This is a genomic window from Levilinea saccharolytica (genome assembly GCF_001306035.1).
Lineage (GTDB): Bacteria > Chloroflexota > Anaerolineae > Anaerolineales > Anaerolineaceae > Levilinea > Levilinea saccharolytica.
Genome location: NZ_LGCM01000027.1, coordinates 1 through 13,795, shown reverse-complemented (window position 1 = coordinate 13,795; position 13,795 = coordinate 1). Strand labels below are relative to the sequence as shown.

At 53.1% G+C, this 13,795-nt stretch carries 11 protein-coding genes; 5 read left to right on the top strand and 6 right to left on the bottom strand.

Features of this window, described 5'->3' with window-relative positions; all coding sequences use genetic code 11:
- Positions 1 to 85: 85 nt before the first annotated feature.
- Both ADN01_RS06170 and ADN01_RS06165 read right to left on the bottom strand, forming a co-directional pair.
- Positions 86 to 1,666 carry an APC family permease gene (locus ADN01_RS06170; RefSeq protein ID WP_062418417.1) on the bottom strand — a complete coding sequence of 527 codons (1,581 nt, stop codon included), beginning with the start codon at positions 1,664 to 1,666 and terminating at the stop codon, positions 86 to 88.
- A gap of 221 nt (positions 1,667 to 1,887) precedes the next feature.
- Positions 1,888 to 3,528, bottom strand: coding sequence for a PucR family transcriptional regulator (locus ADN01_RS06165; protein ID WP_062418416.1), 1,641 nt, complete (start codon positions 3,526 to 3,528; stop codon positions 1,888 to 1,890).
- A 91-nt stretch (positions 3,529 to 3,619) separates the two neighbouring features.
- Here ADN01_RS06165 and ADN01_RS06160 point away from each other — a divergent pair, with 91 nt between their 5' ends.
- Positions 3,620 to 4,837, top strand: a complete 1,218-nt coding sequence (locus ADN01_RS06160; RefSeq protein ID WP_062418415.1) for a radical SAM protein — start codon at positions 3,620 to 3,622, stop codon at positions 4,835 to 4,837.
- Here the strand turns inward: ADN01_RS06160 and ADN01_RS06155 are convergent.
- Positions 4,831 to 5,436 carry a queuosine precursor transporter gene (locus tag ADN01_RS06155; protein ID WP_062418414.1) on the bottom strand — a complete coding sequence of 202 codons (606 nt, stop codon included), beginning with the start codon at positions 5,434 to 5,436 and terminating at the stop codon, positions 4,831 to 4,833. The genes ADN01_RS06160 and ADN01_RS06155 overlap by 7 nt on opposite strands.
- Positions 5,437 to 5,616: 180 nt before the next feature.
- Between ADN01_RS06155 and ADN01_RS06150 the strand changes: the two genes are divergently transcribed.
- The 4 genes from ADN01_RS06150 to aguA all read left to right on the top strand — a co-directional run bounded on the left by ADN01_RS06150 (position 5,617) and on the right by aguA (position 9,666).
- Positions 5,617 to 6,105 carry an Lrp/AsnC family transcriptional regulator gene (locus ADN01_RS06150; protein ID WP_062418413.1) on the top strand — a complete coding sequence of 163 codons (489 nt, stop codon included), beginning with the start codon at positions 5,617 to 5,619 and terminating at the stop codon, positions 6,103 to 6,105.
- 25 nt (positions 6,106 to 6,130) lie between these two features.
- Positions 6,131 to 7,159, top strand: a complete 1,029-nt coding sequence (gene ptcA / locus ADN01_RS06145) for a putrescine carbamoyltransferase (RefSeq protein ID WP_062418412.1) — start codon at positions 6,131 to 6,133, stop codon at positions 7,157 to 7,159.
- Between the two features lie 69 nt (positions 7,160 to 7,228).
- On the top strand, positions 7,229 to 8,569 hold the full coding sequence (locus ADN01_RS06140; protein WP_201778646.1) for an APC family permease: 1,341 nt from the start codon (positions 7,229 to 7,231) through the stop codon (positions 8,567 to 8,569).
- 2 nt (positions 8,570 to 8,571) lie between these two features.
- A complete protein-coding gene (gene aguA, locus ADN01_RS06135; RefSeq protein WP_062418410.1) occupies positions 8,572 to 9,666 on the top strand; it encodes an agmatine deiminase in 1,095 nt (364 codons plus the stop codon).
- 75 nt (positions 9,667 to 9,741) lie between these two features.
- Here aguA and ADN01_RS06130 read toward each other — a convergent pair whose 3' ends face one another.
- The 3 genes from ADN01_RS06130 to phnD all read right to left on the bottom strand — a co-directional run bounded on the left by ADN01_RS06130 (position 9,742) and on the right by phnD (position 13,630).
- A complete protein-coding gene (locus ADN01_RS06130; protein WP_201778645.1) occupies positions 9,742 to 11,457 on the bottom strand; it encodes an ABC transporter permease subunit in 1,716 nt (571 codons plus the stop codon).
- 108 nt (positions 11,458 to 11,565) lie between these two features.
- Positions 11,566 to 12,318, bottom strand: a complete 753-nt coding sequence (phnC, locus tag ADN01_RS06125; protein WP_062418408.1) for a phosphonate ABC transporter ATP-binding protein — start codon at positions 12,316 to 12,318, stop codon at positions 11,566 to 11,568.
- 142 nt (positions 12,319 to 12,460) lie between these two features.
- Complete coding sequence (gene phnD / locus ADN01_RS06120) at positions 12,461 to 13,630, bottom strand: phosphate/phosphite/phosphonate ABC transporter substrate-binding protein (RefSeq protein WP_147239050.1); 1,170 nt, start codon at positions 13,628 to 13,630, stop codon at positions 12,461 to 12,463.
- Positions 13,631 to 13,795: the final 165 nt, after the last annotated feature.

The following is a 13,795-nucleotide window of genomic DNA, read 5'->3' as shown; positions in this document are numbered from 1 at the left end:
ATATATGGCTACACGCATTTAATCGAAAGAGAAGCACCGGCAAACAAATCAGGTTGCCGGTGCTTCTGCTTGTTCGGATATTTGCCTAGTCTGCTGATCCAGGCTCCCACGGGTTTACATCAGGCACCCCAGGTTTCACATACTTCCGGTTCAGCAAATAAACCACCACACCCACCACAATCGCCAGCAAAGCCAGCCAAATCGAACTAAATCCTTCTTCGAGCACCTGGCTGACGATCGCCAGAATGATGATCGAGAAAGGCAGCAGCGTCACCAAAACCAACCCAAACCAACCGCCCGGCACTCTCTGCCGCGGCACGTGCGGGTGTGAAAAGCGTAGTTTCCATAATGACAGGAACTGCAGCATCAACGCCACGACATTCAGAAAGACATCTACCACCACCAGAAAGGCAAAAGTACTCAGCGACAGCACGCTAAATACCAGGCTTGCCACCAAAATAGACACCCACGGAGTGCCAAACTTCGGATGCACCCGCACAAACCAGCGCGGCATCATCCCATCTGCCGCCATAGCAAAAGGAACCCGGCTGGCACCCAGGCTGTTCCCGATAAACAACCCAATCATCGAGAACATCGCCGAAATTGTTACAATCGTACCCAAGAAGGCTGCCAGGGCGCCGTCTTCCCCAGAAAACTTCGTCCCAATCATGTGTGCAATTTCTGGATATTCCCACCCAATCGCCGCCGTAGGATCTACACCCCAACTGGCGATTTGCTCTTCACTCACCCCATAATCCGCCAGCACCGGCCCAATGCCTTCATCCGTGGCGTATTCCTCGATGCCCCATAACTGGTACATCCCATCCGCACCTGCCCCACCAAAAAGGCCGGAAACCATGGGAATTGAGTAGGTCGCAATCGCAGCCACCAGCGTCAATGCCATCGCAATTGGATACGTTCGTTTTGGATTTACAATCTCATCTCCCGCCGAAGTCGGCAGTTCCCAGCCCATGAAATTCCACATCGCCACAAACAGCCCGACCGAAAACGCCCCAACGAAGGTCTCACCGTCAGGCAGCAGCGGAATGGCGATCGTTTCTCCGCTTTGTGCCCAATTGATAAACCCAAAAATGGACATGATCAGCAGCGGTAAAAGCATCAAAACGCCTAGCCAGTTGGTGGTCAGACCCGCCAGACGCGCGCCGCGAATTTGCAGGCCCGCAATGAGCCAGATTAATACCAGGGCGACCACCCATGAAATGATATTGCTGGAAATGAACGTGTCGCCAACCATCATGCCGTTTCGTACAACGGGGATGAAATACCCCAGGTAATACGCCGCAAGTACCGGATAGATAGCAACATCCACCCATGACACGACGATATTCATCCAGCCGGTGATGAACCCGAAGAACGGTCCAAAAGCTTGCTTCACCCAGTGGTAGTAGCCGCCCTCTGCCGGCATCATCGAACTCATTTCCCGCACCATCAGCATGTTCGGAATGCTGAAGATGAGTGGAGTGATGATCAGCAGCAGCAGCCCCATCCCCGGCCCCGACCATCCCACCATCGCTTCAGAGCCAAACGAACCGCCGCACACTGTGAAATAAATCAAGCCGAATAAAGGCAGCACGGTCAACTCCCGTTTGAGCTTCTTTCGCTCCACAGAAATCTCATGGACCGCTTGATGGTTAATCTCACTCATGTTCTTCCTCCTTGAAGCCTGCGCTGAAAAATGGGTGGAGAATTTTCTGCAAAACGGGTAAAAGAACGCCGAACAGAAACCGAATCAACCAAATATCATTAATTTTCAATAAGAGTGGGGATTATATCAGAATTAATCATATCAAAAGAGGCTGTGAACCAAAGTCCATATTGCACAAGAAAAAACCCCTGTTAAGTGCAGCCGCTGTTCAACATGCACAATTAATGTGCTTTTCGCAAGCGTAGACCCTTGATCGCCACATGCAAGTTGATCAATGCGTTGCTGTCGCTGAGGTCAACCTCCCATAAGTCTTCTATTTTTAATAAACGTTGTCGTAAGGTGTTGCGGTGCACAAATAACTTTTTCGCCGCGATTTGCGCATTCGCTAGTTCATCCGTATATACTTCCAGGGTCAACAAGAAATCTGTACCGCGCTCCTCGTCATACTTGGCAATTTGCTCCACAACCTTTTCAAAGAAACTGGCTTTGCGGAGGTCTTCGGGGATCACGGTCTGCCATTGCAAATATCCTAGCCGATCAAACTCCCAAATACGGCGGCCAGAGGCACATAATACCCTGCCAATATGTAAGGCTTCGGAGGCTTCCTGATAACAGGCTCGTACAGCGGCTGGTTGGCGTACTGTTCCGCTTAACCCAGCTAGCAGTTCAGCGCCGTGCAGAGATCCGCTTGCAACGATTTTCTCAACAACCTCACGCCCAATGCCGTTATGCAGGTCTCCCATCAAAACCACAATTTTCCGTCCCCACTCAACAACGGTCCCTTGAATGTTTTCCATTCGCAGGGTCTGCTCAATCACTGGCACCAGCAAATCCAGCCGTTTGGGGGGTGAGCTGATTTCCTCAAATGCAGCCACCTGGTAATCGCCCTTCAACCCCAATTTTCCCAAAGTGTCTGTCAGATCGTAAACATTCTTGGATAAACTTGGGTCAATCAAACTCCCCAATATTTGCATTTTCCCACGCTGCTCAGCCTCATATACTGCGTGTTCCCGAGACATCACCAGCGCCGCCACAGCCGCCCCCCGCTCAATAGCGAGGAAATCAATGGGAGAGAGCGAATCAGCCTCAGCAATGATCCAAATATAGCCGTACAATTGTGACCCAACCAGGATTGGTGAAACCAATCGCTCCAGCGTCATACCAATTCGCGGGGCAGGCGCCACATATTTTGGGCGCGGATCATTTTGCAGATCTTGAAACAATCGGATTGAGCGAAAGTATTGAATGCCCTCACTGGGAGTTCGCTTCTCGGCCACACTACGATCTCGCAGTTCATCCGTGACTTCACAATAGGCAGAGGCCAACAAATTTAAAGCATCGTCCTCAATCGTGACCGATCGTTGAAGAAGCGCCGCCAATTTTGCAGCCAGATCATCCAGACCGCCCCCATCCACTACTAGCTGCGTCAGCACCGTGTGAATGGTCAGGGACCGTTCCGTCAGCGCATGCTGTTCCTTCAGTAAAAATTCGTGGATAGCGTGAGTCACCTCCACAAAAGGCACATCCCACGGAAGTGTCAAAATGGGGAAGTCCAGCTGGTTCGCTGCCGCCACCATTGCTGCCGGAATTTGCAGCACATACCGCCCCACCGCCACCACCATCCCCGCCAGACCCTTCGACTGTAAATTAGCCACCAACTCCTGCGAGGACTCAGGGTGATCCTTAATCGCAAACGCTGTCGTTAACAGTAAATCGCCCTCTCTCACCCAGGGCAAGATATCTGGATTGTCAACAATATGCGTCCAACGAATTTCTCGACCCAATCCGCCTTGGCCAGCGATAACGCTCGCGGTGGAAAATATCGGCAGCGTATCTAAAGCAGTTTGAAGGGTTAAAGGCATATGGTTTCTTTAGTAGAACATGGGGAATGGATATTGCAAAATTCTAGCATATAATTTTCTTACGCAATTAAATTCTGGAGGCGCAATTCGTATGATCCACCTTGGGCAGTGGCAGAATCAAAAAATCACCCTCAGCCGGAAGAGCAATAGCCTCACCCTGAGCTGTGAAACCAAAACAGATGCTGCTGTTTTCTCCTGGGATCTGGCAGGTCGACTGTGGACAGCGATGATGAATAACGTCTCCTACCGTCGCGGTCTCGACGGGAAGGTCATCGCGAAATGGATCTCCCCCACTCAAGAGCGCGGTCGTCGCTGGTGTTCGGCCGAAGAATCGCAGCAATTAATTGGCTATGCGCAGTCTTTTGTCTCCGATCTCTTAATCGCCTTGCAAAATGGCACAGCGGAGGTTCAGCCTCCCGCAAATGCAGATCTCATCACCGCCCTCGAATCCGCAGCGAACTTTACCTGGGTGCAGTCTCTTTCCGATGCCGCTCAATACGCCCAGGTCTATAAACCCGTGGGAATTTTGCCCCCCGATCAGTACATGGCTGTTGTCCTGCAAGCCGCCGAAGGTTGCTCCTTTAATACCTGCACCTTTTGTGATTTTTATAAATCCCGTCCCTTTCACATCAAAACTCCGCAGGAATTTTCTGTCCACTCCCTGGCCGTCCGCGATTATTTGGGAAAGGGTCTATCCCTGCGCCGTACGATTTTTCTAGGCGATGCAAATGCCCTGGTCATTCCTATGAAGCGCTTGGTTCCCCTTCTGGAAATCACCCACAATACGTTTTCCGTCGAAAAACTCGGCGGAATTTTCGCATTCCTTGACGGCTTCAGCGGTGAAAAGAAAACCGCCGCCGATTACCACACCCTGGCCCAAATGCAGTTAAAACGGGTTTACATCGGCGTGGAGACTGGTAGCGATGAGCTTCTACGTTCGCTCAAGAAGTCCGGAAGTGCCGCGGACGCTGTGCAAACCGTTGCTCTGCTTAAAAAGGCGGGGATTTCCGTTGGTGTCATCTTTCTTCTGGGCGTCGGAGGCAAGAAATATGCCGCTCAGCATGTACGCGAGACCATTCGCATCCTCAACGCAATGCAGCTCGACCTCGAAGACATCATCTATTTTTCGGAGCTGGTCGAACATGAGAGCATGGAATACACTCGATCGGCTTATGCACACGAATACGGCCCGCTCAATGCTGCCGAGCGAGCCGCTCAGGCGGAAGAAATCAACGCGTCCCTGCGCTTCTCAGAATCCAGCGGCGTTCCCCACATCAGCCGTTATGACATCCGCGAATTTGTCTATTGAACTTCCTGCTGTTCCCGAACGGTATAGATCAACGGCAAACTAAACACGGTCACCAGCATCTTTATCAGAATATTCGCTCCTACAATCGCAAAAACGATTTCCGTGGGCATGGTTCCATAGAAAGCCAGAAAACTAAACACGAATGAATCCACGGGCACGCTCAGGCTGTTGGAAACCAACACACGCGCCCACTGATATTTGCGGGTGACTTTTTCCACGATCAACCGGTAGATTTCTGTATCCAGGAGTTCGGAAATCACCTCAGCCACAATGCTGGCTGCAGTGATTCTCCAAACGGGCGCCAACACGCTCCCCCATAGCGCACTGCTGCCTGCTGCTTCATCCGGGGTCAAAGTGGAAACAAACCAGAAGTATCCCGCCATCAAAACGTTAATCCCTGCCCCCGCCAGGATTAACACCCTCACCCCCTTAACGCCCAGAGTCTTATGGGCCAGATCGCGTAGGGTGAATGTGATGGGGTATATAAATGTGCCAGCATCAAAAGACAATCCAGCAAATCGGACAATCTGCAGGCTGCCAATATCCGAAAGCATCTGCGCCGCAATATATAAAATGCTCACCAACAACTGAGAAATCAACCTGTCCTCCGCAAGCAAGATCAAAATAAAAGCCCAGCGATTATAAACGAATTTGAATAACCGTGCGGAATCTCCTCTTTTTCATGACATTTATAACTTGGAAGCGGCTCTCAGATTTTGTATAATTATGTCGTAATCGGTATTTATTTGTTCCGTTTCGGAACTTCAAAGCGAGGTAAGATGCACACAAACTTCCTGGATACGCTCGATTACCAAATCATCACCGAATTACAGAAAAACGCTCGTATAGCTTCTTCAGAAATCGCTCGCCTTTTGGGGGCCAATGAACGCACCATCCGCAAGCGCATTGACCGCCTGGTAGATCTCGGCGCTGTCCGCCTGACCGCAGTGGTCAACCCGGCTTATTTCAATTATGCCACCGCCGCGGACATATTCATCGAAGCCGATCCCCAACTTGAAGAAGATATCATCGCCCGATTGCTTGCCATGCAGGAAATCAGTTATCTGGCTTTAGGCCAAGGCACCAAAGAAATCTCCATTGAAGCCCGCTTCAAAGATAACGGTGCGCTTCGAGATTTCATCCGCGCAGTTCTCCCATCTATCCCTGGGATCAAAGTTACCGGATATGCCCTTGTCCCTCGAATTTTGAGAAATATTGATGAATGGATGCCCAAACAAGAAGACTTTGGCTCCTTCTCAAATCCATAATCCCCCTCCTGAAAGGAATTTGTGTATGAAACCGCTTCGCCACTTTATTGACACTCAAGATTTCACCAAAGCCGAACTTTTGGATTTAATGAGCCTGATCCTTCAGATCAAAGAGGCTGACAAACAAGGAGCCACACCCAAATTGCTTCAAGATTGCTCGCTGGCGATGATCTTTGAAGAGCCTTCCACCCGCACCCGCATTTCCTTTGAAGTGGGCATTTCTGAACTTGGCGGCCATGCCCTCTATCTCAAGCCCGGCGAAATTCACTTGGGCGCGCGCGAATCCATTTACGACACCGCCCAGGTAATCTCGCGTATGGTGGATGTCATCATGATCCGCGCCCTCAAGCATGAAACCGTCACCAGTTTTGCTGCCGGAGCCACAGTTCCTGTCATCAATGGGCTGACCAACTACAACCACCCCACCCAGGTCGTTTGTGATGTAGTGACCATGATGGAGCACATGCCCGCAGGCAAAAAGCTCGAAGACCTCAATGTCACTTTTATCGGGGATGCCACAAACGTACTCAGCTCCCTCATGCACATCTGCACACAGTTGGGCATGAACTTCACCCACGCCGCCCCCAAGAAATATCAGCCCCCCCAGGCCTGGATGGACATCGCCAACGCCAACTGCGCTGCCTCCGGTGGAAGTGTGCGCGTGACCGAAGATGTCGTCGAAGCTGTTCGCAACGCCGATTTCATCTACACCGATCTCTGGTGGTGGGTGGATCAAGAAGATCAGATCCCCGAGCGCCGCGCCGCTTTCATGCCTACTTACCAGGTCACCATGGACCTGCTCAAGAAAGCCCCCGCCCATTGTAAATTTATGCACTGCCTGCCCGCTTCTCGCGGTGTCGAAGTCACCGATGAAGTCATGGATTGCCCCCAGTCCATCATCTACGATCAATCCGAAAACCGCCTGCATACCGAAAAAGGGTTGATGGTTTGGTTGGTATACCCCCGCCTAAAGAAGCCTTCCGAAGCCTTGCGCAGCTACCACGCCGGAAAAATCGAAGGGTTCATCGATCAGAAATTCATGAACGGAGCCTAAACAATGACCACAGCTGTAAAACCACAATCGAGCCCGAAAGGGTTCAAAAAAGTCCTCCGCGGGTTGGACATGACCCTTTTCACTGTCAGCGCCATCCTCGTCATCGAAACAGTCGCCCCCTCAGCCGCCATCGGCCCGTCGGCCATTTCCTGGTGGATCATCACCCTGCTCCTGTTCTTCATCCCCTACGGGCTCATCACTGCCGAGTTAGGCACCACCTATCCCGAAGAAGGCGGTCTGTACGTGTGGATCAAGCAGGCCTTCGGCGAAAAGTGGGCTGCCCGCACCACCTGGCTCTATTGGATTAATGTCGCCCTGTGGATGCCGTCAGTATATATCGCCTTCGCGGGCATCTTTTCTCAGCTGTTTGCCCCCGACCTCAGCCTATGGGGACAGATCCTCATTGGTGTCATCGCCACATGGGTAACCGTCGGCTTTGGCATTATCTCCTTGGATGCTGGCAAATGGATTCCCAATATCGGCGCCTTCCTGAAAGGTCTGATCATGGTCGTCATTGGGGTTGGCGCTTTCGTGTTTGCCTCGCGCAACGGCATTGCTAATGATCTTTCCTTTCAAAGCATCCTCCCCAAATGGGACGCGGGGTTAGCTTTCCTCCCCGTCATCGTGTATAACTTCATGGGGTTCGAATTGATGTCCGGGGCCGCTGAAGAAATGCACAACCCTGGCAAAGACATACCCCGGGCCATCATCATCTCCGGTGCGCTGATTGCCCTATTCTACATCCTGGGGACCCTGGGCATGCTCATGGCCCTTCCGCTGGATCAGCTTGGGCTGGTTGAGGGCATCATCGATACCCTCACCATCATCTTTGGCCAATCTGCCGCAGGCACCGCCATTGTCACCGTCCTGGGCATCGGCGCGCTCTTCACGCTGCTGGCCAATATGGTCACCTGGACCATTGGCGCCAACCGCACCGCCGCCGAAGCCGCCCGCGAAGGCGAATTGCCTGCCATTTTTGGGCGGCTCCATCCTGTCAATAAAACCCCTGTCAGTGCCTTCATCCTCACCGGCGCCGTTTCCACCCTGGTGATCGTCCTTTACGGTTTTATGGCCGGCAGCGCCGAAGACCTGTTCTGGACCCTGTTCGCATTCTCCTCGATGGTCTTCCTCATGCCCTACCTGGGGCTGTTCCCCGCCTTCTTGAAACTGCGTAAGACGGACGCCAACCGCGAACGGCCTTACCGCGTTCCAGTGAACAATGGTGTCGCGCGGATCGTCGCCGTGATCTGCGAGCTTTTCATCATCCAGGCGATCGTCTTCTTTATCTGGGTTCCGGGCGAGCCGATTGACTGGGCTTATGCTGCCCCCATCCTGATCGGCGTAGCTGTCACCCTTCTGCTCGGCGAACTCCTTCTCTTTCTCGCCGCACGCAGGAAAGTCCAGGCATAGCCATGTCTGCAACGCTTTCAAGCACGCCCCGCCAGGACGGCTTTCGTATGCCCGGTGAATTCGAGCCTCACGCCGGCACTTGGATGCTGTGGCCAGAACGCCCCGACAACTGGCGCCTGGGAGCAAAGCCCGCCCAAAAGACGTTTGCCCAGGTCGCCGCAGCCATTGCGCAGTTCGAGCCGCTCACCATAGGGGTATCCAACGCCCAGTACCTCAACGCGCGCAGCCTGTTACCCCCCACCGTTCGGGTGGTGGAACTTTCTTACGACGATTCCTGGATGCGCGACTGCGGCCCCACTTTTGTCAAAAACGACCAGGGTCTCGTCCGCGTTGTGGACTGGGAATTCAATGCCTGGGGCGGCCTTACAGGCGGTTTATACTTCCCCTGGGACAACGACAACAAGGTTGCTCGCAAAGTGGCCGAATTAGAACGCGTAGACCGCTACAAAGCCCCTCTGGTGTTGGAAGGCGGCTCCATCCATGTCGACGGACAAGGCACCCTGCTCACCACCGAAGAATGTCTGCTGAACCCCAACCGCAATCCGGAACTTTCAAAAGGCGAGATCGAGTCCTACCTGCAAGACTACCTCAATATTCAAAAGATCATCTGGCTGGGTCAAGGCATCTTCAACGATGAAACCAACGGGCATGTAGACAATATCGCCTGCTTCGTGCGCCCAGGGGTCATCGCTCTGGCCTGGACCGATGACAAGCAGGATCCTCAGTACGAGATATCCGCTGACGCTTACGAACGGCTGCGCCGAACCACTGACGCGCGCGGTCGCGCCCTGGAAGTGCATAAAATTCACGTTCCCAACCCAATCTTCATCACAGAAGAGGAAAGCCAGGGCGTGGATTCAGCCGAGGGCACCCTCCCCCGCAACCCAGGTGACCGTCTGGCGGGCTCGTACGTCAATTATTACTGCTGCAACGGCGCCGTCATCGTGCCAACATTTAACGATCCTCATGATGCTTTAGCTCTACAAGAATTGCAAGTACTCTACCCGGATCGCACCATTGTCCCCATTCCTGCTCGGGAAATTCTGTTAGGCGGCGGCAATATTCACTGCATCACCCAGCAGCAGCCCCAACCGTAATCCGATGTTTTGATCAAAAAAGGCAGGCCGCGGTTATTTCCCGGCCTGCCTTTTTCATTCGCCAATTACGTCTGACTAAACCGTTCGCTCACGCAATGCCGAGCTCAAGTAATCCATAGAAGCCACCACCAGGGCAATCGCCAACATCTGCGCGCTCGCCGCACGGTAGTTCAACAGGTTAATGTTCTGGATTAGCAGGAAGCCAATACCACCGCCGCCCGCAAAGCCGATGATCGTAGACATACGTACGTTGATATCCCAGCGGTACATCGTGAACGAAATGTACGGCGGAATGATCTGCGGGATCACCGCATAGATGATCGTCTGCAGCCGGTTTGCGCCCGTAGCTGTGACGGCCTCTAATGGGCCGACCAAAATGCTCTCCACCTGCTCCGAGTACAGTTTGGCCAAAGCCGCAACCGTATGGAGAGAAAGCGCCAAAACGCCCGCGAAAGGACCAATCCCAACCCAAACCACGAAAACGATCACCATGATCAGCGCTTCGATCGAACGCAAAGCGTTGAAGATCGTCCGCGCCAGGTTGTAAATCACCATCCCAATCGGGAATGGATCACGCGGCTTCATCCGCACACCCAGGAACAGTCCGCCCAGTGCGCCCAGCACCCCCGGCCAATAGTAAATCAATTCCGGCTTGTTAAACTGGTACAGCCAGTTGATCCCCATCATGATCAGAATGAAAATCGCCGCTCCAGAAATTATAGCGAGCGCGATCATTACAATTTTTGCTGTTCTAGCCTGAACCCCGCGCACAAGGAATTTGCCCAGCCGCCCCGCCAGGCCGCTCAACACCCCGGCTCCCACAAAAGCTGTGATCACAGCCAGCGCCATGCCCAGAATATCGCCCAGATCTGCCAGGAAGGTTCCCAAGAAACCCGCGGCCCCCAACGCGATTTCCAAGGCATCCCCAATGCGCATCGCCAGCGCCGAGAGCATGTACAGGCTAAAGATGGCCACAAACACCACCGCGGCCAGCCCCAGGATGCGAATCACCCGCGTCTGCAAAGTTGGCGTGGTCAACTCTTCCTGCGGCAAGGCCCACCGCAGGCCAAAGTAAGCGATGACAGGCCCCAGGATCACGGTTAACAGCATAATCACGATGCTGTCAATCCCCTGGCTCAGTCCGCCAATCCAACCAGCGAGTCTGCCGCCCAGATACAGCCCAATCGGGATCGCCAGCAAATTCAACGCCACAACCGTCAATGGGCTGTTGACATCCTTCATCAAGTTCCGCGCCGCAAAAAAGCTCAAAGGAACCGCGAAAAGCAAACCAATCGTGGTCGCTAACAAGGCCAGGAAAACCGTCTCAACAATTTTATCCCACGTATCAACCGCTGTTTGTGAAATTTTCGGCCCCCCAACCTGCTTGCGGGTGATCGCGCGAACATATTGATTTTCATCTGATTCGCGTTTGGGGACTTTAGCCTCAATTTCAAACGTGCCGTCCGCGCCCACTTGAATATTCCCCATCCGCAGGCTCACCTCGCTGGGAGGGATAAAACTCAATGGGCCAGTCGTTCCCGGGTTAAAATTGAAGCCCTTCACCACCACGGTTCCGCCAGGTTCAACACAAGCCGGTGTGACGATCATATAGGGTTCATCAGTGTTCGGCGCAGGAGCCTCATACCCACCCGCCGGGCAGGGAACATGAACGGGGGCGTTCACCACATATTCTTCTTGATCATAGGTCACAAGGTCTGGACGTGCCAATGCGCGCAAGATGCGTACCAACTGTTCCTGACGGCGCGGTGAACGGGTTTCGTCGAGGTTCACTTTTGTGACTTTGAACCCATACGCGTAAATCACCAATGCAATCAGCACTGCAACCCCAAGAAGGGCACTTTTCCCAATTTGTCTAAGGTTCTTCACGTTCGCACCCTCTTAGCCTACGCGTTCCGCGTCGCGTCCGTAAATTTCTTTGAATTTTTCGTCGTTAATCTCCTGAGGGAGACCATCAAAAACCAGCTGCCCCTGGTTCAAAGCAATCACACGGTCAGCATACCGGTGCACCAAATCCAAGAAATGCAGGCTGCACAGCACCGTTACCCCATCTTCCTTGTTGATTTTTTCCAGATACTGCATAATGCTGTGCGCTAACACCGGATCCAGGCTGGCCACCGGCTCATCTGCCAGCACCAAATGCGGCTCCTGCATCATCGCCCGTGCAATGCCAACCCGCTGTTGTTGGCCTCCTGAAAGTTCGTCTGCCCGATATTTTGCCTTATCAGCAATTCCCACCCGATCCAGCTCGCGCATCGCCTTTTCCAAATCCGACGCAGGGAAGCGGTTGAACAGACTCCAAACCGGGTTCACATAACCCAACCGCCCTGCCAAAACATTCGTCAACACAGAGGAGCGCTGGACCAAATTAAAATGTTGGAAAACCATTCCGATTTTCCGGCGAATATGCCGAAGTTCGTCTTCAGACGCTGCGGTCACATCTTCGCCGTCAAAAATGATCTTCCCTTCGGTAGGCTCAATTAACCGGTTAATGCACCGCAGCAGGGTGGACTTACCGGATCCGCTCAATCCAATTACGGCCAGGAACTGTCCCTTTGGCACTTCAAAACTAACGTTTTCAAGCGCCTGGACGCCGCCATCATATACTTTTTTTAGTTTCGAGACTTTTAACATGATCTTCTGGGGTGTCGCCTGGGTAATGTTATGAAAGCCAATTGCTCGGCTGGGGATTCTCGCCTGGAAAAAATGATTTCAGATAAATAACAGGAATCCCGGGCAGATTTTCATCTGCCCGGGGAATGTACATCAAAACAACTTACTTACCCAAATCTTCCAACTTCACGCCAGCAGCTTCCACCATCTTGCGGACGAAGTCATATTCCGCATCTTCGGCGGGGTTCAAACCAGACCAGCCGTAGAAATCTTTGTTTCCGATTGAGTTATTCCACTCTTCGGTCTTCGCAAATTCCACCAGAGCGGCTTCGATCTTCGCGCGAATTTCCGCAGGGAATTCGGGGCTGAAGGAAAGCGTGTCATTGGGGATCGCGGGGGAAATGGCCAGAATGCGCACCTTCTGCACAACATCCGGAGCTTCCTCGCGGATGTTACCGCGGGCATCATTCACCACCCAGCCGTCGCAGACAATGCTTTTCTTATCTTCGGTCAGCGCGCAGCTCTCGATCTTGTCAGCCGGGATTTCAGGATCATCGCCAACTTTCCAGGGCTCTTCGCCTTCGGGCTTGGTGGCCGGGCTGAAGAAGGTGGTCGCGAAGTCAACTTCGCCGTTGTACACGGCTTTGACCGCCTGAGGGTGTCCGCCAGTCTCAACCGATTCGCCCGGGGTGATGCCCATATCCTGGAACATCGCCAAGGGAACCATATAACCGGAGGTGGAACCGGGGTCTGTATAACCCCACTTCTTGCCGTTCAGGTCTTTGAGCTCTTTGATGTCGCTGTCACGGGCGACCAGAATTTGCGCCCAGTAAACATCAAAACCGCGGCGTACGGCTTTGAAGGAGACATCCACGCCGCAAAGTTCGCTCGCGAAAACATAACCCAACGCAGGGATGAAGCCGATCGTGTCCTTCGGTGAAGCGCACATTTCTTCGATGGTCGCGGCATACGAGGTCGGCACGGTCACTTCAAAGGTCATGCCGGTCGCTTTGTTCAGCGCATCGGCCATCACCTGACCGCCGCTCACGATCACCTGAGCGTCCACGGAGGGGACGAACAAAACTTTGATCGGGTGTTCCGGCGAGCCCACTTCCGGTTCCGGCACAGCGGTCGGTTCGGCGGGCGGTTCGGTCGGCTTCGGAGCTTCAGTCGGGGCCTCAACAGGCGCCGCAGGTTCCGGAGTCGGGGTTGCAGCCGGCTGGCAGGCGCTCAAAACAAAAGCAAAAATGAGCGTAACAGCAAGCAGCAGGTAAGGGAAACGGCTTTTCTGATGCATTTTCTTCTCCTTGTCTAGGTTTTGGGTGAATGCCACCCACGTCTACCCGATCATACTCCCCTGTTGCAAATAGACTAGCCACCTGACACTTTAACAAAAGAATAGTTGATCGGCACCAGATCTCCACTAAAATAGGTTTTCCGGAAGCATTTTAGAAACGGAGTAAACCAATGCCGACCGACCTCCTTTATCATAACTGGT